The 19,144-nt window shown below is 30.7% G+C and carries 17 protein-coding genes and 1 pseudogene; 4 read left to right on the forward strand and 14 right to left on the reverse strand.

Translation table 11 applies throughout. The annotated features are described in order from the left end of the window. Positions 1-88 precede the first annotated feature (88 nt). The 10 genes from JOC70_RS09320 to JOC70_RS09365 all read right to left on the reverse strand — a co-directional run bounded on the left by JOC70_RS09320 (position 89) and on the right by JOC70_RS09365 (position 11,516). Positions 89-1,363: a sensor histidine kinase gene (locus JOC70_RS09320; RefSeq protein WP_204598617.1), complete on the reverse strand. Its 1,275-nt coding sequence runs from the start codon at positions 1,361-1,363 to the stop codon at positions 89-91. A gap of 3 nt (positions 1,364-1,366) precedes the next feature. After that, on the reverse strand, positions 1,367-2,086 hold the full coding sequence (locus JOC70_RS09325; protein WP_204598618.1) for a LytR/AlgR family response regulator transcription factor: 720 nt from the start codon (positions 2,084-2,086) through the stop codon (positions 1,367-1,369). Between the two features lie 330 nt (positions 2,087-2,416). Further along, on the reverse strand, positions 2,417-3,709 hold the full coding sequence (locus JOC70_RS09330; RefSeq protein WP_204598619.1) for a homoserine dehydrogenase: 1,293 nt from the start codon (positions 3,707-3,709) through the stop codon (positions 2,417-2,419). Positions 3,710-3,742: 33 nt separating this feature from the next. Further along, entirely contained in the window at positions 3,743-5,062 is a 1,320-nt protein-coding gene (locus JOC70_RS09335) for an aspartate kinase (RefSeq protein WP_204598620.1), read from the reverse strand. Between the two features lie 24 nt (positions 5,063-5,086). Beyond that, positions 5,087-5,974 (reverse strand): homoserine kinase, encoded by an 888-nt coding sequence (gene thrB, locus JOC70_RS09340; protein ID WP_204598621.1) that lies wholly within the window; start codon positions 5,972-5,974, stop codon positions 5,087-5,089. 8 nt (positions 5,975-5,982) lie between these two features. Next, positions 5,983-7,461 (reverse strand): threonine synthase, encoded by a 1,479-nt coding sequence (gene thrC, locus JOC70_RS09345; protein ID WP_204598865.1) that lies wholly within the window; start codon positions 7,459-7,461, stop codon positions 5,983-5,985. 285 nt (positions 7,462-7,746) lie between these two features. Then, positions 7,747-9,039: a hydroxylamine reductase gene (gene hcp / locus JOC70_RS09350; protein ID WP_204598866.1), complete on the reverse strand. Its 1,293-nt coding sequence runs from the start codon at positions 9,037-9,039 to the stop codon at positions 7,747-7,749. 310 nt (positions 9,040-9,349) lie between these two features. Then, positions 9,350-10,135, reverse strand: coding sequence for a DUF2935 domain-containing protein (locus JOC70_RS09355; RefSeq protein ID WP_204598622.1), 786 nt, complete (start codon positions 10,133-10,135; stop codon positions 9,350-9,352). Positions 10,136-10,204: 69 nt separating this feature from the next. Beyond that, positions 10,205-11,071, reverse strand: a complete 867-nt coding sequence (locus JOC70_RS09360; protein ID WP_204598623.1) for a DegV family protein — start codon at positions 11,069-11,071, stop codon at positions 10,205-10,207. A 160-nt stretch (positions 11,072-11,231) separates the two neighbouring features. Further along, entirely contained in the window at positions 11,232-11,516 is a 285-nt protein-coding gene (locus tag JOC70_RS09365; protein ID WP_204598624.1) for a hypothetical protein, read from the reverse strand. A 154-nt stretch (positions 11,517-11,670) separates the two neighbouring features. On the opposite strand from JOC70_RS09365, the gene JOC70_RS09370 reads away from it, so the two are divergent. Next, a complete protein-coding gene (locus JOC70_RS09370; RefSeq protein WP_204598625.1) occupies positions 11,671-12,567 on the forward strand; it encodes a patatin-like phospholipase family protein in 897 nt (298 codons plus the stop codon). A 4-nt stretch (positions 12,568-12,571) separates the two neighbouring features. Here JOC70_RS09370 and JOC70_RS09375 read toward each other — a convergent pair. The 3 genes and pseudogenes from JOC70_RS09375 to JOC70_RS09385 form a co-directional block, all read right to left on the reverse strand. After that, positions 12,572-13,384: pseudogene (locus JOC70_RS09375) on the reverse strand (amidohydrolase family protein); the annotation flags it as partial. A gap of 333 nt (positions 13,385-13,717) precedes the next feature. Then, positions 13,718-14,164: a GNAT family N-acetyltransferase gene (locus JOC70_RS09380; RefSeq protein ID WP_204598626.1), complete on the reverse strand. Its 447-nt coding sequence runs from the start codon at positions 14,162-14,164 to the stop codon at positions 13,718-13,720. 114 nt (positions 14,165-14,278) lie between these two features. Continuing rightward, positions 14,279-16,750, reverse strand: a complete 2,472-nt coding sequence (locus tag JOC70_RS09385; RefSeq protein ID WP_243429091.1) for a WG repeat-containing protein — start codon at positions 16,748-16,750, stop codon at positions 14,279-14,281. A gap of 160 nt (positions 16,751-16,910) precedes the next feature. On the opposite strand from JOC70_RS09385, the gene JOC70_RS09390 reads away from it, so the two are divergent. From JOC70_RS09390 to JOC70_RS09400, 3 genes are all read left to right on the forward strand, one after another. After that, the gene (locus tag JOC70_RS09390) at positions 16,911-17,225 is read left to right on the forward strand and encodes a spore coat associated protein CotJA (protein ID WP_243429092.1); all 315 of its coding nucleotides are present in this window, start codon (positions 16,911-16,913) and stop codon (positions 17,223-17,225) included. Positions 17,226-17,291: 66 nt separating this feature from the next. Beyond that, a complete protein-coding gene (locus tag JOC70_RS09395; RefSeq protein ID WP_204598627.1) occupies positions 17,292-17,555 on the forward strand; it encodes a spore coat protein CotJB in 264 nt (87 codons plus the stop codon). Between the two features lie 12 nt (positions 17,556-17,567). Beyond that, entirely contained in the window at positions 17,568-18,143 is a 576-nt protein-coding gene (locus JOC70_RS09400; RefSeq protein ID WP_035304940.1) for a manganese catalase family protein, read from the forward strand. Positions 18,144-18,214: 71 nt separating this feature from the next. Here JOC70_RS09400 and JOC70_RS19400 read toward each other — a convergent pair whose 3' ends face one another. Beyond that, entirely contained in the window at positions 18,215-19,069 is an 855-nt protein-coding gene (locus tag JOC70_RS19400) for a methyl-accepting chemotaxis protein (protein ID WP_204598628.1), read from the reverse strand. Positions 19,070-19,144 lie beyond the last annotated feature (75 nt).

Genomic DNA, 19,144 nt, shown 5'->3' on the forward strand with positions numbered 1-19,144 from the left:
TGTTGTTTTTATATTACCAGAAAAAATCACATTATTTCGAAACGTGGTATAATTCAGAATGTTTATGGTAAAAATAACAACTTTTGTTTTATATTTTCTTAACAATATTATAAAGCAGTATACTTACCATAAAATCACTATCATCATAATCTATATCTATTATTCCATCATATTTTCTTACAACAGTTTCTACGCTTCTTAGACCTATACCATGATTATCCTTATCTTTTTTTGTTGACTGTAATTTCCCATTCCTTGACAGAATTTTACCAGAATAAGAGTTAGTTATTGTAATGTAAAGAATGTTTCTATCAAATTCAATTTCTATTTTTATCCTCTTATTTTCACTGTCTTTTATAGCATAAATAGCATTATCCATTAAGTTACCTAAAATGACATTTAAGTCAAAGGAATCTATTCTTAACTTGTTCGGGATATTTACAATAGCATTAACTACCGCTCCTATCTTTTTTGCTTCATGTATTTTATAATTAAGAATACTATCTACATCTAAGTTTTGTGAGTTTACATACTGATTTGATACATCTATAAATTCTAAGGTGCTTTTTAAATAATCAAGAATGTCCTGTTTTTTGCCCTTTTGAACAATATCTTGAAATTTGAAAATATGATTTTTCATATCATGCCGCATCATTGCTATATTATCCTGTGATTGCTTTATAATTTCAAATTGATTTATATATGAGTTATTTTGCTGTCTAAGTAATTCCTTCTCATACTTTTCTGCATAGAATTTTATGAGCATATCATACAAATAAAAAATCATTACATTTATACCTAATAAACAAGTTACGCTTAAAATACTAGAAATAGTTTTATAATTAGATAAAAGCAGTGTAGAAGCAATAATAATGCTACCTACTGGAATACAAAAAACCGCAAGCCATTGAAAAATGCTGACATTATATTTATTTTTATGATTTATTGCCTTCTCAAATACAAGCACAAATAGATATAATGCTAAATTAGAAATAATTCCAGTAATTATTTCTATATCATATATTATATTTACTGCTTTCATAAAATTATAGGCTATACCATCTAAGCACATATTTACTGAATAAATTAATGCCGTTGCTATTAATCTGGTTGATAGCTTTCCTGGATATATAAAAGTTAACGCAAAAAATAATAATAAATTAGATGATAGGTTTATGAGAGGTGATTCAAAGAATATATGTACAAGACTATTAATTATAAAATATATAGAAAGCCATTTTATCTCAACTCTTTTATTTGTATTAGTTCTATCAAAAAATACATTTATAAACTTAAAAATTATATAAATACGAAATAAATTTGAAATTAAATATAATATATTATTTACGTTTAAAATATTCATAATTTATCTTTTGCCTCTCTTGATATTAAGTAATTTTTCTCTAATAACTTTTCTGTTATTTTGACTTATAGGCAAACTATCCCCATTTGCTAGTTTTATAGAATCATACTGATACTCTACCACATGAAAACAATTTACAAGATACGATTTATGAATATCCAGGAACTCACTGCTTTCAATTGCCGCTTGTACATCAGAAAGCTTACCATAGTATTCCTTTGAATCACTTTTAGTTATAACTCTAATTTTTTTCCTTTCACTTTCAAAGTACAAAATATCTTTAAGAGGTATTTTATAAAATATTTTCCCAATGTTAAACTCAAAGAATTGATTATCTCTTATAGATAATTCAATAAACTTTTTCATAACTTGTGTGATTTTTTCTTCATTTAATGGTTTTACTAAAAAATTCATAGGTCTTATTTCAAATAAATCCATAGCATATCCTTGCTTTCCTGAAATATATACTATTTGAACGGTATTGTTTTTCATCTCCTCTCGTATTTTTATGCCAACTTCAACACCATTTAATAACTTTAATTCAATATCTAAAAAAATCAAATCAAAGTTTGATTGGTTTAACATATATTCACATAGTTCTTCTCCTGAATAAAACACCTCTACTTCAATTTTTTCCCTGATTTCATTACTGACTTTTAATATTATATCTTCAATTTGACCACATACAGTTGATTCATCATCACATATTGCAATACGAAACATAATAAATTCCCCCCTTCTTCTCTAGCCTATCAAAATGCCTGCATGCATAATATATTAACTCTAAAAAATCTCTTTTACAGCGCTATGATGAAATATAATCATATGTGTTAATATTCTAACATATACCATTATTAATGTAAATTTTCAAATAATACCCAATATCATCTCATATCTTCCTTCCAACTCTATAATTAACGTATATATAAATCCCTTAAACCCTAAAATCAGCTGAAAGAATTAATGATGTTTTATAACATCAGAAGCTTATATTCAAATACTTAAAAAAACTGTTTCATAGCGCATATTCATACACTATGAAACAGTTTTTTCTTAGTTAGTTGCTAGATTTTCTATTCTTATTACATTTTCAATTTTTTCTGAATCCTCTAAAGCACTTATCATTTCAATAGATTTATTGATATTTCCTTCTACTGTACTATGAGTTATAAATACTAGAGATACCTGTTTTTCTCTTTTTCCTTTTTGAATAACAGAAAGAATACTTACATTGTTTTTACCGAATATAGAGGATATCTCCCCTAAAACACCAGGCTTATCCTTTACTGTTACTCTAATATAATATTCACATTGAACTTTTCCCATATCCCTTACTTTTCTACATTGTTCATTTTCTAAATATGGTTCTTGTACAAATCCATCTTTATTTCTTATTATTGAAACTATATCTCCTACCACAGCACTACCTGTAGGAAGTTCTCCAGCACCTCTTCCATAAAGCATTAAATCTCCTACTGCATTTCCTTTTACAAAAATAGCATTAAAGGAGTCATTTACGTTAGCTAGTGGATGCTCAGAAGGTATCATAGTTGGGTGTACTCTTAATTCTAACTCACCATTTACTTCCTTAATTATACCTAATAGCTTTATTACATAACCAAATTCCCTTGCATATTCTATATCAATGGGTTTTATATTAGTTATTCCTTCTCTATAAATTGAATTTACATCTACAATTGTATCAAAAGCTAAAGATGATAAAATGCATAATTTATAAACTGCGTCAAATGCTTCTACATCTGAAGTAGGATCTGCTTCAGCATACCCCTTACTTTGAGCTTCTGATAAGGCTTCACCAAAACTTATTTTCTCATGTGTCATTTTAGTTAAAATATAATTTGTAGTTCCATTTATTATTCCTATTACTTCTTCTATCTTATTTGCTACAAGATTATCATTTAAGCCATGGATTATAGGTATTCCGCCTCCAACACTGCCTTCGTAGTGGAACATTACTCCTTCTTCTCTAGAAGTTTTAAAAAGAATTTCTGCGTTTGTAGCTATAGCCATTTTATTTGCTGTAACTATATGCTTTTTTCTTTTCATTCCTTGTATCATATAGTCAATGGCAGGCTCTACTCCCCCCATAACTTCCACAAGAATTTCAATACTATCATCGTCAATAATTTCTTGAAAATTTGAAGTGAATAATTCCTTTGGCACTTCTAAGTTTCTTTCTTTATTAACATCTCTTACAAGAATTTTGCTAACTTCAATATCATATCCGGATCTCTTTAAAATTTCGTCTTTATTCATATTTAGTATTTTCCAAACGCCTTTACCTACATTTCCAAGGCCTAATAAAGCTATTTTAACTTTTTGCATACATACTTCCCCCAATTCATAATTTACAAAGGTTTATTTAGAAAATGCGTTATATATTGATCTTACTGCATTTTCAAAATTACTATTTTCAACTCCTACGATTATATTTATCTCGCTAGACCCCTGACTTATCATGGTTACATTTATATCTTCCTTAGCTAAAGCTTCAAAAATTTTAGCTGATATTCCTATTGTCCTTAACATACCTATGCCAACTACAGCTACTAATGCTATATCAGGATGTATATCTATAGAATCAGGCTTACATTTAATTTCTATTTCCTTTAATATTCTCTCTAATTTACCATCAAGCTGTGATTGTGCTATCACAAGGGATACTGTATCTACCCCCGAAGGTATGTGCTCAAAGGATACATTATTATCTTCTAATACTGAAAGAATTCTTCTACAATACCCCTGTTCTATATTCATCATGCTTTTTTCAATAGTTATAATGGTAAAATCCTTTTTTCCTGCTACTCCTGTAATACTTCCTGCATAGCTTGCTGGTAATAAATCATTTATTATATAAGTTCCTTCATCATCGGGACTATTTGTGTTTTTAATATTTATGGGAATGTTTGCCTTTCTTACAGGAAAAATTGCTTCTTCATGTAAGACTGTAGCTCCCATGTAAGACAGTTCTCTTAGTTCTCTATAGGTAATATTTTTAATATTCTTAGGATTTTCTACTATTCTAGGATCTGCCATCAAAAATCCTGATACATCTGTCCAATTTTCATATAGCTCTGCATCTACTCCTCTTGCTATAATAGAACCTGTTACATCTGAACCTCCCCTTGAGAAAGTTCTTACCTCTCCATTTGGCATAGCGCCATAAAATCCAGGTATTACTGCCTTATCTATCTTTAGTAACCTTTCACTTACAGCTCTTTGAGTTCTTTCTTCATCAAAATTTCCCTTTTTATCAAAGAAAACTATCTCTGCTGGGTCAACAAATTCATACTTAAGAAAGTCAGCTAGTATAAGCCCATTTAAATACTCTCCTCTACTTGCTGTATAATCAGCAGATGCTCCCTTTGCTATATTGGTTTTTATTTCTTTCAAATATTTTTTGATATCAATTGTTACATCTAGCTCTTCTACTAATTCTAAAAATCTATTTTCAATTACCCTAAATACATCCTCAAATGGAATGCTTTGTTCAACATGAGCATGACATAAATAAAGTAAATCTGTAATTTTATGATCTTCTTTATATCTTTTGCCTGGTGCTGATGGAACTATATACCTTCTTTTTTCATTGGCTAGTGCTATAGATTTTACCTTTTTAAATTGATTACTATCTGCAAGAGAACTTCCCCCAAATTTAGCAACTATTATATCATTCATTGTTATTACCCCACTTTTCAAAATTTAATATGCCCTTACTACAGCCCCTCTTAGATCTAAATTAAGTTCTTTTACTATCCATTCCAAGTTTAAACTCTTTAATGATTGCTTTATACTATTAGTAAATATCATATCTTTTTCTTCTAACAATGCCATTATCGTAGGACCTGCACCACTTAAAAATACCCCTAGTGCTCCTAGTTCTTTACTTGTGTTTACAACTTCATCATAAGACTCAATTAGTTTACCTCTATAAGGCTGATGAAGCTTGTCCTGACACGCTACTTTTAACATATCAAAATTCCCGTTTGTAAGTGATGTTATCATAAGTGATACTCTTCCTACATTAAATATGGCATCTTTATAGGCTACTTCCTTTGGAAGAACAGCTCTGCTCTTTTCTGTAGATAATCTAAAATTAGGAATTAATGCACAAAACTTAATTCCTTCTTTTATGTTTATTTTATCGTAGTACACATTATCATTTTCATAAATTGCTGTGGTCATACCCCCTAGAAGTGCAGGCACTATGTTATCAGGGTGCCCTTCTATTTCTGTAGCTAATCTTAATATATCATCTGTATCTAGTTTATTTCCTGCAATAACATTAGCTCCAAGTACCCCTGCAACTATACAAGATGCGCTGCTTCCAAGTCCCCTTGAAGTAGGTATATCTGACTTTATTATTATTTTTATTCCCTTTTCTTTATAGCCTATTTTTTCAAAGCATCTTTTCATTGAAGTATATACTAAATTTTTTTCATTTCTATACTGTTCTTCACAACCTTCTATAATTAATCCTTTTTCTATTTCTTCTATATAAAATTTGTTATATAAATTCAGCCCTACACCTAAAGTATCAAATCCAGGCCCAAAATTAGCACTTGTAGCTGGTACTACTACTTCTACCATAATATCACCTATACCTTAAGAAATTTTTTTATTTCTTCTTTTATTTCTTTCTTTTTACAAACATTATTATGAAGGATATCTTTGCTTTCTATATTGTTTATAGCATCTGGAATCTCTACTCCTGCAAAAGCAGAAAGTTTATGCACTAAATCGAAATCACTTAGCTCATCATTATCTATTTTTAACGCCTTACATACATCTCTAGGAAATTTGAACGGACTAGCTGTAGACACAACGATAGTTTTTCTATTATCTCCAGTAGCTTGTTTATAATCCCTATATGCCTTATAAGCTACAGCTGTATGTGTATCAACCAAATATGATGTATCTTCGAAAATATCCCTTATAGTTTTATAAGTTTCTTCATCACTAGCAAAATTGGAGTAAAAACTATCCAATTCATTTTTCATGCTTTTATCTATAATATATTGACCTTTATCATTTAGTTCTCTCATAAACCCATCTACTTTGTTCTCATTTTCATTACTAATATGATATAAAAGTCTTTCTAAATTACTAGAAACCAATATATCCATAGAAGGAGAAATCGTTACTTTAAACTCTCTATTTTTGTTATATATTCCTTCATTAAAGAAATCACAAAGTACATTGTTTTCATTAGACGCACATATTAACTTATTTATAGGAAGTCCCATCTTCTTGGCATAATATGCAGCCAATATATTACCAAAGTTTCCTGTAGGCACAGCCACATTTATGCTTTCACCTTCTTTGATCTCTCTATTCTTTAACATGCATAGGTATGAATATATGTAATATACTATTTGTGGTACAAGTCTTCCTATGTTTATAGAATTTGCTGATGAAAGCATGCATCCCTTGTCTTCCAATAATTTATTAAAATCCTTATCATTGAAAATTTCTTTAACAGCCTTTTGAGCATCATCAAAATTCCCATCAATTCCGACTACATAAGTATTTGTTCCCTCTTGAGTAATCATTTGCCTCTTCTGAATAGGACTTACTCCCTTTTCTGGGAAAAACACTATTACCTTTGTGCCTTCTACATCAGCAAATCCTTCTAATGCAGCCTTTCCAGTATCCCCTGAAGTAGCTGTAAGTATTACTATTTCATCTTTTATATTTAACTTTCTAGAAGAAGCCTTCAATAAATGTGGCAATATAGATAAGGCCATATCTTTAAATGCTAAAGTAGGTCCATGGTATAGTTCTAAGAAAAAGTCTTCTCCTATTTTAGCCACAGGAGCTATGTATTCATTTGTAAATTTATCATCATAAGCTTTATAAACGCAATCATTTATTTCTTCATCTGTAAAATCAGTAAAATATTTTTTTAGTATATATACTGATAATTGTTTATAATCATAGGAAATGAGTTCTGAGAAAGGTATATCAATTGTAGGAAATTCTATTGGTATATACAACCCTCCATCATCTGCAATTCCTTTTATAATAGCTTCAGAAGAAGTTATTTCTTTTCTGCCCCTTGTACTTGTATATGCTATTTTCAAGAATATCCCCCCATTAATTGTGTAATTTTTTCTTTTATATTATGCTACAATGTTTTCGTGTAAAAGTCAAGTGTATTTTTATAACGAACAATCTTTTTTTATAATTTTATTCATATAAAAACACCTCAATAAATTGAGATGTTTTAAAAGGGAGAAGGCGACCTTAGGGTAAGGTCGCCTTTTATGGGTTTAATGGATGTTTATGGGATTATTATATTATTGAGCTGTGCTAAATTATAGAAATTATGAATTTCAACAAATTATGCATTGCTCTCTGGTTTAGCCTAACATTTTCTGCATATCTGCTTTAGCATCTCCGCTGATTAACTGTAAGTTAAATACATCCTGTAATACCTTTAATACTCCTGGGCTTATGAACTTTGGAGCTGAAGGTCCTACATACATATTTTTAACTCCTAAGCTGAACAATCCTAATAGTATTGCAACAGCTTTTTGCTCGAACCATGATAATACTATTGTTAATGGTAATTCATTTATATCACATTCAAAAGCTTCTGCGAGTGCAATAGCAATTTTTGCAGCTGATCCTGAGTTATTACATTGTCCTAAATCTATATATCTTGGAATATCAGTTCCTGGAACTGTTCCAAAGTCTATATCGTTAAATCTGAACTTACCACAAGAAGTTGTAAGAATTACACAATCCTTTGGTAATGTATTTGCCATTTCTCTATAATAATCTCTTCCTTTAGTTGGAGCATCGCATCCAGCTATTACAAAGAATCTCTTTATCTTGCCAGCTTTAACTGCATCTATTATTTCTGGAGCTATATCTAAAACTGTGCTGTGATGGAATCCAGTTGTAAGTACCTTGTCAGATTGAATGTTTGCTTTTGGTAGTGATAATGCTTTTTCAATTATTGGAGTAAAGTCATTATTTACTATCTTTTGAACCTTTTCAAGTCCTGCTGTTCCATAAGTCCACATTCTATCAGAATAGCTTCCAGTAGTTATTGGCATCAAGCAATTTGTAGTACCAAGAATTGCTCCTGGGAACTCTTCAAATAATTTTCTCTGGTCAAACCAAGCTTTACCTACGTTACCCTTTAAGTGAGCATATTTCTTTAATTCTGGATATCCATGAGCTGGTAACATTTCTGAGTGAGTATATATATTTATTCCTTTTCCTTCTGTCTGCTTTAATAATTCTTCTAAAGCATAAAGGTTATGTCCTGTAACTAATATAGCATGTCCTTCAACTTTATCTTGTGAAACTACAACAGGTGTTGGAGTCCCAAGTTTTGAAGTGTGTGCTCTATCTAATAAATCCATTACTTTAACAGTCGCAGTACCAACTTTTAGAACCATGTTTATGTGCTCTTGTAAGTTGAAGTTTGAATTTGTAAGTGTAGTGTATAATGCTTCATGCGCTATAGCATCAACTTCTGGATCAATATATCCTAATTCTCTCGCATGAGTTGCATAAGCTGCTACCCCTTTAAGTCCAAGTATCATTATGTCCTGTAAACTTGATATGTCAGGGTTCTTTCCACACACACCAAACTTAGTACATCCTGTTTGTGGTGTTTGTTCACATTGATAGCAGAACATTGGATGTGGTTCCTGCACCACTGCCTTATTTAAAGATTCATTTTCTTCTTTGTTCTTAAAAAATCCAAACATATTATATCTCTCCTTCTGATTTAACTATTTATTTTAATTTTTTTAATTTCTTTATTTCCTCGTTGTCTACAAGATATATAATACACTGGATTGTATACAAAATCGGTAACGTATGAAACTAAAATTAAAATTTTATACTTTTTTAGTATAGTTTTTTATCGAATACATTAGTTCAATTATTAATTAATAATTACTATTTAACGAAAGAAAATCGGCTCTTACCGATTTTCTTCTTACACTATTTTTTATTCTTATTATTATCAGCATTACACAACATTTTCACTCTATATAAATAGTAGTTTTCCTCGCGTATCATATGATCTGGAATTATTGGTGGTAATGCGCCCATTATGCTACAGCATTGTCTTAAATCCTTAACTTTATCTAAAAACTCCACAAACTCAGTTAAAGTTTTTTCTACCTGTGTATTTAAGTATGCTATTGCACCGTCATCTAGCTTTGTTCTTTCATACATCTTATACATTTCAAAAGCCTTCTTAAATAGTCCATCAAACTTCTTCACAAATTTTCTTGCCCTTTTGGTAAATTCCACTTCTACTGCATCTAAATCACAAGCTACAGCACTTGCATGTCCAGATGCATCTGCAAGCCATATCTTATGAAGGCGCAAATTTTCTAAAGTCTTATCAAAGCTTGTATTATCTTTTATTATATATAAGACTTTATAATACTCCATAGCTTCATTTATCATATGATTTAGAAAGGATGGTGTTAAATTTAGTCCAATATCACATTTTAAAAGCTTAGTAAGTAGATCTGTCTTAAACCTTATAAATTGTTTAAGTACCTTCATATTATCAGATAATACTTTTTCTAGCCTCTTACCCTTATAATTATCTTGTAACTCCTTTGCTTCTTTATTTAACTCATCAAATGACTTCATAAAATACTCTGTACTTTTAATAGCCTCTACTTCTTTAGGCGATAGAGCATTATACTGAAAAAGTGCGTGGTCTCTCATTATTCCAGTCCAAAATTCTATTTCTTTTTTTACATCAAACATAAAAATCCTCCATATAATTATCCACTAATCATTATATGAAGGACTATTATTCTATATGAATACAATTAGCTATCTACTATCACCCATGAAAAATAATGTAACAGTACCTGGTCCTGTATGTGATCCTATTCCAGGCCCAATTTGATTTATTATAAAATCTTTTACTTTAAATTCTTCAAGTATCATATTTTTTACTAATTCAGCATCTGAGGCACAATCACTGTGACTTATAAAAATCACTTGCTCTTCTGGATTAACAACCTTTTCTCTAAACTTATCAACTAGTGTTTTAAGAGCCTTTTTTCTTCCCTTTACTTTAGCTACAGGTATAAGCCTACCTTCATCATCTACGTTAATCACAGGCTTTATATTAAGTAAGGTCCCAACTACTGCTTGAGTTCCTGATATACGGCCTCCTCTTTTTAAATGATTTAAGTCGTCTGCAATAACCCAATGATTTACCTTTAACTTATTTTTTTCTACCCAATTTACTATTTCCTCCTTGGAGCATCCCTTTTTAAGCATATCATAAGCATAATAAACTATTAGTCCTTCACCCAAGGATGCACTTTTAGTGTCAATTATAGTTATATCCGCATTTTCATATTCCTCTAATATTTCATCTTTAGCTATATTCGCACTATTTATACTTCCGCTTAAAGCTGATGAAAAAGCTAAATAAATTACCGACTTATTTTGTTTAACATGCTTTAAAAATTCCTCTTTGTATACCTCTGAATTTACTTGGGCAGTAGTTGGCATTTCACCCTCTCTTACAGCATCATAAAACTCTTTATATGTTACAGTTTTACCAAAGTCATCAACGAACTCTATTTCATTAAGCTTAACATTTATTCCAAGCGCTGGTATATTATTTTTTTCAACAAAATCTCTCGGTAAATCACTACAAGAATCAATCACTATAACTGTATTCATTAGGACTCCCCCTTATCTCTCTTCTATAATTATACTATAATTCACTCATGCACCCCATCTATTATAACTTATATTCATACAAAATTATATTATACACCCACTTATCTTACTAAATACATATAAATTTACCTACATTGAATAAAATTTTATATAACATATATTATAATTCATCAAGCCTTCTCTCTAGAGATTTAATATATTCCTTTAGCTCGTCTATTTGATCTTGCATCTGCTTAGTATTATCATTATTGCTGGAATCATATTCATCATTTTCTTCACCTTGTTGATTTAATGATTGTATAAGCAAAATGTTTTCACTTATAACGCCTAGAATGTTCCCTACAAATTCCTGCTCATCAGAAGTTAAATTTTCAGCAATTATTATACTTATAAAAGCAATCCATATAAGTAATTGATTGGGATTAATACATTTCTTTTCTGCCATATATTTTTACCCCTTTTATTATACCTATATTTTATATTATTTAAATTTTATTAAAGAGTTCTTAGTTATCATTATAAGTTGTAGAGAATTGTTGTTCCCACCTTGATTGCAACTTCATAGTATATATATAATGCAAAGCATTTCAGGAGGAATTATGAATATAGACCTAGTTTTTGAAGGTGGGGGAGTTAAGGCTATAGGTTATGTTGGGGCACTTCAAGCGTTAGAGGAAAATAATTATACGATAAAGCGATGCGCAGGTAGTTCTGCTGGAGCTATAATTTCTGCTCTAATTATAGCTGGATACACTTCTGAAGAGTTAAAGGACGTAATTGATAATACAGATTTTAGGTTGTTTAATAAAAATACAAAAATAGGAAAGATACCTATTGTCGGGAACTTTATTTCCTTACTAGTGAATAACGGAAAATATGATGGTTCTATAATCGAACAATGGATGGATACCTTACTTAGAAAGAAGGGAATAACAAAGTTCAAAGACGTTATTGTAAATGGTAAAAGCACTTTAAAAATAATAGTTGCAGATATAACCAAGAGAAAAATGATAATAATTCCAGATGACTTGCCTGAATATGGACTCGATCCTTTAGAATTTAGCATTGCTAAAGCTATCCGAATGAGCTGTTCCATTCCATTTTATTTTACTCCTGGCAAATTGGAGTATTCTAACTTTACAAGCTATATTGTAGATGGAGGTTTGCTTAGTAACTTTCCAATATGGATTTTCGACTCAGATAATACTAATTATCCTACCATAGGAATTAAAATTAAAGACTTAGATAGTTATACTTCTCAAGGCAAGACAGGTATAATATCTTTTTTAAGAGATGTGATTGATGCGCCAATAAACGTGGACCCAGAAAACTTTGTAAGAAACAAAGATAGATTAAGAATTTTAATCATTGATTATGGTGCTAAAATAAAAGCTAGCGACTTTAAAAAAATAAATAAATATATAGCCCCGCTAATTAAAAATGGATATGATCAAACTTTGAGTTTTTTAAAAGTTCGATGTCGCTTGAATAATTGATAGTCCCTAGAAGATGAGTATTAACTAAAGGATTTGCTACAAAGTTTATGCTTGATAATTTTAAAAGCCTAAATAATTTATACGTATATGCATTATTATAGGAATGCATCGCTGTGGTATGACTGGCAGTTACCTTAGGCCCAATACTATACTCATAGGCTTTAGCTGCCACAACTTCTAAAAACCTAGATTGTTCATCATCAATTTCATCACAATGTACATCTATGAGTTTATTGTATTTTATTGCAAGTTCAAATATTTTCTCTATAGACTGTACTCCATATTCTCTCGTGAACTCAAAGTGAGGAATCGCCCCTATAACATCTGCCCCTAGTTTTAGAGATTCTTCTAAAAGTTCAAATCCATTTGGATAAGAAAGTATTCCCTCTTGAGGAAAAGCCACTATTTGAAGAGTAACATAGTCCTTTAGTTCATCTTTAACTTCAATCAAGGCCTTTAGAGCAGTTAATTTTTCATCTGTAACATCTACATGGGTTCTTATATATTGAATTCCATTTGCTATTTGCCATTCAATCGCCTTTTTTGCCCTAGCTTTAACATCTTCGGCTGTAAGATATGGCTTTCTCTCTGCCCAGCACTGAATTCCTTCAAATAAAGTTCCACTTTCATTCCATCTAGGCTCTCCGGCAGTTAATGCTGCATCTAAATGCACATGAGGTTCTATGAATGGTGGCATCACAAGGCCGCCTTTTGCATCTATTATATTTTCATCTTTTGAATCTATGTTTTTATGAATTTTATTTATAATTCCATCTGTTATTAGTATATCACAATGTCCTTCTCTTCCTTCTTTCATTTGACACCGCTTGAAGCGAAAAATCCTTATCATAATTTTTATTACTCATAAAAAAACCCTCCTTAATTTTCATATCAGCACCATTAAGGAAAGAGTGATTATAAAACACAAAAGCTTCCTTTCAGGAACCTGAAAGGAAGCTTAATTTTATGCGTTATAAATCACTTAACTTATCAATAATTTAAAAACATATTAAAATATTGATATAACTTTATGTATAATACATTCCGCTAACCTTGTCAGTCTCTCTGGACCGAATTAAAGGTACTGATATCTACTTTTAACCATTATTTCACAGAAAATAAAAATTGTCAAGATAACATGTTTTTATCATTAATTAAATTTATAAATCATTTCTACATGAGGAATTCCATCCTCATTGTAGATTTCTGAACACTCTTTAAAACCAACTTGCTCATATAATCTTTTCGCATATACCTGAGCTGAAAGTTTTATACATTTTTCTCCCATTTCATCTTTAATTATTTCAATTGCCTTTTTAAGCATTTTTGCAGCAATGCCCTTTCTTCTATATTCTTCGCTAATAAGTACTCTTCCTATGGCAGCTTCATTATAAGACACTCCTGGGTACAAAAGTCTACAGTAGGCTGTTATACGCCCTTTATCCTCTGAATACAGGTGTAGTGACTTCAAGTCCTTATCATCGCACTCTTCGTAAGGACAGTTTTGCTCCACTACAAAAACATTTATCCTTTCTTTCAAAATTTTATAAAGATCATGTGGAGTAAGTTCATTAAACTTTTTTACTATCCAATTCATCTTAATATCTCCTTATGTATTTAAGCACTTTTAATATTAATTTTAAGATTTATATATAAAAGTTTCAAGCCACTTGTGAGATGAATTATATCTTACAAGTGGCAATAATATATACTAATGAAAGCTTCTCCAAAATTCTCCTTGCGTATCAATTATATTCATAATCTGATCAAATGGTATTTTAAAAGTAGGAAATCCCGCTACAAAGGGAGCTATTTCATAAGGAGCAAAATAAATATATAAATTGGTTTCATCCACAAAGAATGATTGATTTGGCGCAATTCCCTTATAAGCATCTGGAAATAAATATGAATACTGTTCGTCATTTTTTATTTGATTTCCTATGATGTCACTAATAATTTTTACATAGTCACTGTTAGGCTTAAATAAATTTTTCAATTCATAAAAGCTTCCATTAATAAGATTTATATGAGGATAATTTTTTGTAGGCATACCATGAGCTGCTCCAAAATAGTACTGATAATCATTAAGCTCTAAAACAGCCAAGCTCTTTTTAAAAAATTCTACCAAAAAATCTCCTGTATAGTTATAATCAAGTTTAGCATCACTGTCTATATCCTTAACTTGAGACAATTCCTTTAATCTCTTATTTACTTCCTTCTCTACATTCTTGTCATCCATGTCCTGTACTTGTGGATAATAAACTAAATAATTTACATTAGGCTTAAATTTTTCTTCTATAATTTTATATTTATTATTTAAAGGAATTATTGTATTTTGTCTCCATATTACTTTCCCTGTTTTATCTAAGTAAAACATTCTATAATCTATATTTGCCTTTATTAAATTTTCATCCATAGATACCGTTCCGCCACCACTTAACACGGGTAGGTTTTTTACTTTATTTCCAGTTCTATCAATGAAAAATGTATTTTTATCGTCACTTGCTGAAGCTAATCCATCTTTATAATTTGAAACATTATTATATATAAACTCCGTAAGAAACTTACCATTAATATCTGCAATTGCATATTTCGAACCTATATAGGGCTTTTCAGGGTCTATTGCTTTTCCTACATCCACCATTCCTTCCCCTAGCAAGTTTACATCATTATACTCTGGCTTTATTATAAATTTTCCTTTTTTATCTATAAGTCCATATTTATTTTTAAAATCTTCAGAAGTATTTACCACAGCTCTTCCTTCCTCAAAAGCTTGAACTCCTGAATATTGAGGTACTATAACAACTTCTCCGCTCTCATTAATAAACCCAAAATCACCTGCTGTATTTTCTTTAAAGGCTAAAAGTCCATCTCCTAAATCTCCTACAAAGGTATAATTATAAATTTTAAGCATCTTCCCATTAATGTCTATAAGAGCATATTGATTTTCTCTAATCTTAACTACGGCTTTGCCTTCTTTAAAGTCGCTAGCTGATTCATATTTAAGCGGTATTACTTCTTGTCCTCTCGCATCTAGATATCCGTAAAGTAACTTACCCTCTGCGTTTATATTATAAACTATAACCCTTCCTTCATTGTAGCTGCCTATATAACTATATCCCTTAGGGGTTAGTACTTTGCCCTTTGTATCTATTACCTTAAATATCCCATTATCAACTACCTGTGCAAGCCCTTCTGAAAACTCTGTAATTGTTTCATATTTTGGTGGTATAACAAAATCATTAGATTCATTTATAGCTCCAGCTTTGCCGTTAATTTCTACAACAGCAAGACCATTATCTTCAAAGTCTTTAGCATAGTCATATTGGGGTTTAATTACAATATCGCCTTTATTATCTATATATCCCCACTTTACTCCATTCAAAGTTTTAATAGATACAGGATATAACTTTGAAACTCTATTTCTTGTCATTAATAATGCTTTTTCTCTTAACCTAAATAATTCTTCTTTAGATGGATATTGATATTGAAGTTTCATAGCTGCATCAATAGATTTCAATGCCGCCTTTGGATCTCCGGCTTTTATTTGAGAATCGACCAAGTAATACCAATAGAAGCTTGCTTCGGGCATTTCCTTTACTTTTTCCTTATAAAATGTAACTACCTTCTTAAAATAATAAGGATATAAATCTGGTGCAGAAACTAATTTCCCATTATTCCATCTATAAACTTCAATTTTATATGCTTCTCCTGTATCATGAATCCAAACTGCTATTTCATACTTTCCGTCTTTTCCATTTTTACTTGATATATCTTCTATTTCAATCTTACTATACTCCAAGCCCTTAACTGCATATTTAAATCCTTGTTCTGTCCATTCTAAAATATCTAACATTGCCCATACTGCTCCAAATTGCCATCCTATAATTAAGTTATTAACTTTACTGTTTGTAATTGGGAGAGCATTGAGATAGTTTATATCAAATCCTTTCCCCTTAATACTTGAAAGTATTCTCCACTTTCCAGAATAGTTTTTTAGCACAATAATATGATTTTCTCCATCTAGTTTGTAAGCACCAACTAATTCTTTTCTTCCATCTCCATCTAAATCTGCTGCAATAATTGCGGGCCTCCTATAAGGTAACTTTAAAAATAAAAGTTTCGACTGAGGTGGTAAAAATTCTTTAAAAAAATTAATTAAATACGTCTTACTCCACATCATAGCAAAAACTTTCTCCTACATTTATTTCAAAATATTATATGAAAAAGAATTTAATGTGTGATGACATATTTATGAATTTATTCGCATAAAATATTACACACTTTTTTGCTGTTTTGAATAAGATACTAGTGTAGTTAATATATAAGGAGTGAAATTCATAATGTACTATTTAGACCCTGATCCAATGTCAATGGAAATCTTTGATGACGCTGATGAGACTTATGAAAATGAGGAAGTAATGCCCGTGCAATCTCCTATAGATATGCGTGGCGGAAAATGCAAACCAAAAAAAGCTAGATTTGAACAATCCCGCGCAGCTTGTGCAAATATTAACGTTAGATGTACAAAACTAGGTCAGGCATATGTTCCTGATCAACCTTATTGTAATTTAGTATCTCTAAAAAAAGCATTACGTATGGGAACAATATTTGCAGATCTTTATGATCCTTACTTTGATAAAGATAGTAAATGTTAAAATCGAAGTAACAATTAATTTTATATTTTAATTATATATTTAATAATTTTAATAGGAGGAAATACAATGTCCGATTGCATGAGCAGAAAAGACTTGCTCGATAAAATTAGAGAAATAGAATTTGCTACTCTCGAATTAAACCTATATTTAGATACCCATCCTACCAATAAAAAGGCTTTTGATGACTTTAATTATTATGCAGATAAATTAATGAAGCTAAAAATGTTATACGAAAAGGAATATGGTCCTTTATTAAACTTTGGATTTTCGCAGAATAAAACTTCTTGGCAGTGGGCAAACGAACCATGGCCTTGGGAAACAGGTGAATAGGAGGGGTACGAAATGTGGATTTATGAAAAAAAACTACAATGTCCTGTAGACATAAAAAATTGTAAAGATGTAAAATTAGCTAAGTATCTAATAACCCAATATGGCGGACCTGATGGAGAATTAGCTGCAGCTTTAAGATATTTAAATCAAAGATATTCCATGCCTACTGGAACTACTAAGGCAGTATGTAATGACATTGGAACGGAAGAACTAGCTCATCTTGAAATTATTGCTACAATGGTTTATCAATTAGTTAATAATGCTTCAGTTGAGGAATTAGAAAAGGCCGGCTTAGGTGGTCATTTTGCTGATCATGATAAAGCATTATTCTACGTAGATGCAACTGGAAATCCATGGACTGCAACTTATATTCAGGCAAAAGGAAATCCAGTAACAGACTTACACGAGGACTTAGCAGCTGAAGAAAAAGCTCGTGCTACCTATGAATGGTTAATTACATTAAGTGATAATGAAGATGTAAATAAGGTTCTTAGATTTTTAAGAGAACGTGAAATAGTTCATTTTCAAAGATTTGGAGAAGCTCTAAGAGAAGTTCAGGAAACTTTAGGAACTAAAAAATACTACTAAGTTAGTATAAAATTAGTTAGATTTGAGTTTAAGGCCGTATACATATTCTTATGTATACGGCCTGTTCTTTTTTAAATCACTTTTGCAACTTTCCCAATATCTTGGGCACAACTTGTTAGCTGCTCTGCTGAAGCTGCAATTTCTTCTGTGGCAGATGCTTGTACAAGAATCGATTCACTTGCCTCATTTATTTTATTAAATAAATTATTCATGTCCTTATTAATAACATTAAGTATTTCTTTAATTTCTTTTACCGAACTTGCACTACTTTCAGCTAACTTACGAATTTCCTTTGCTACAACAGCAAATCCTCTTCCTGATTCCCCAGCTCTTGCTGCTTCTATAGCTGCATTTAAGCCTAAAAGATTACAATTTGCTGCCACTCCATTAACAAAATTCAATATTTTACTGGTGCTTTCAATATGCTCCATAACACCTTCCGATAGACTTTGTATATATGCGATGCTCTCAGACAATATTTGCGATGAAGCTGCAATCTCTTCAGACGTAGAAGCAAGCTGTTGTGATGAAGAGATAATAGTTTCAGTTGACTCCAATAAAGTATGTTGAGTACTTAAATTAAGTGCAAGATTTATTGTACCAATTATTCTGCCATCATCACTTTTTATAGGTACTCCTGTGGTTTTAAATGGAACACCATAAGCTTCTTTTGCTACTTCCCCGCTTTTAGGCTTACCTGAATTTAAAACCTGAGGTATGGTACTCCCCTTTGGAAATGGCTTTCCTACTATATCTCCAATATTAATTTCCTCACCAGGAATAGAGTATATAAATTTTTCCTTATCAGTCATTGATATTGTATTATCGAGAGGGATTAAATCATGAAATAGCGGTATAACTTTTTCTATTATATTAAAAATTAACTGATTTTCTTCCTCACTATATCCCACATTAGATTGGCTCATTTTTATATACCTCCGTCCACTTTAATATTTTTATAACATTCCCCAATTTAATTATAATGAATCAGCATCTAAAGA

The organism is Clostridium pascui, assembly GCF_016908015.1.
In the GTDB taxonomy this organism is placed as follows: domain Bacteria; phylum Bacillota; class Clostridia; order Clostridiales; family Clostridiaceae; genus Clostridium_AK; species Clostridium_AK pascui.

Excerpts from the sequence above, each read along its gene's own strand:
- JOC70_RS19400 (WP_204598628.1), bottom strand. The coding sequence starts at position 19,069 with ATGAGCCAATCTAATGTGGGATATAGTGAGGAAGAAAATCAGTTAATT.
- JOC70_RS09330 (WP_204598619.1), bottom strand. The coding sequence starts at position 3,709 with ATGCAAAAAGTTAAAATAGCTTTATTAGGCCTTGGAAATGTAGGTAAA.
- JOC70_RS09390 (WP_243429092.1), top strand. The coding sequence starts at position 16,911 with ATGTACTATTTAGACCCTGATCCAATGTCAATGGAAATCTTTGATGAC.
- JOC70_RS09365 (WP_204598624.1), bottom strand. The coding sequence starts at position 11,516 with ATGGCAGAAAAGAAATGTATTAATCCCAATCAATTACTTATATGGATT.
- JOC70_RS09385 (WP_243429091.1), bottom strand. The coding sequence starts at position 16,750 with ATGATGTGGAGTAAGACGTATTTAATTAATTTTTTTAAAGAATTTTTA.
- JOC70_RS09335 (WP_204598620.1), bottom strand. The coding sequence starts at position 5,062 with ATGAATGATATAATAGTTGCTAAATTTGGGGGAAGTTCTCTTGCAGAT.
- JOC70_RS09355 (WP_204598622.1), bottom strand. The coding sequence starts at position 10,135 with ATGTTTGATGTAAAAAAAGAAATAGAATTTTGGACTGGAATAATGAGA.
- JOC70_RS09370 (WP_204598625.1), top strand. The coding sequence starts at position 11,671 with ATGAATATAGACCTAGTTTTTGAAGGTGGGGGAGTTAAGGCTATAGGT.
- JOC70_RS09325 (WP_204598618.1), bottom strand. The coding sequence starts at position 2,086 with ATGTTTCGTATTGCAATATGTGATGATGAATCAACTGTATGTGGTCAA.
- hcp (WP_204598866.1), bottom strand. The coding sequence starts at position 9,039 with ATGTTCTGCTATCAATGTGAACAAACACCACAAACAGGATGTACTAAG.
- JOC70_RS09395 (WP_204598627.1), top strand. The coding sequence starts at position 17,292 with ATGTCCGATTGCATGAGCAGAAAAGACTTGCTCGATAAAATTAGAGAA.
- JOC70_RS09380 (WP_204598626.1), bottom strand. The coding sequence starts at position 14,164 with ATGAATTGGATAGTAAAAAAGTTTAATGAACTTACTCCACATGATCTT.
- JOC70_RS09320 (WP_204598617.1), bottom strand. The coding sequence starts at position 1,363 with ATGAATATTTTAAACGTAAATAATATATTATATTTAATTTCAAATTTA.
- thrB (WP_204598621.1), bottom strand. The coding sequence starts at position 5,974 with ATGGTAGAAGTAGTAGTACCAGCTACAAGTGCTAATTTTGGGCCTGGA.
- JOC70_RS09400 (WP_035304940.1), top strand. The coding sequence starts at position 17,568 with ATGTGGATTTATGAAAAAAAACTACAATGTCCTGTAGACATAAAAAAT.
- JOC70_RS09360 (WP_204598623.1), bottom strand. The coding sequence starts at position 11,071 with ATGAATACAGTTATAGTGATTGATTCTTGTAGTGATTTACCGAGAGAT.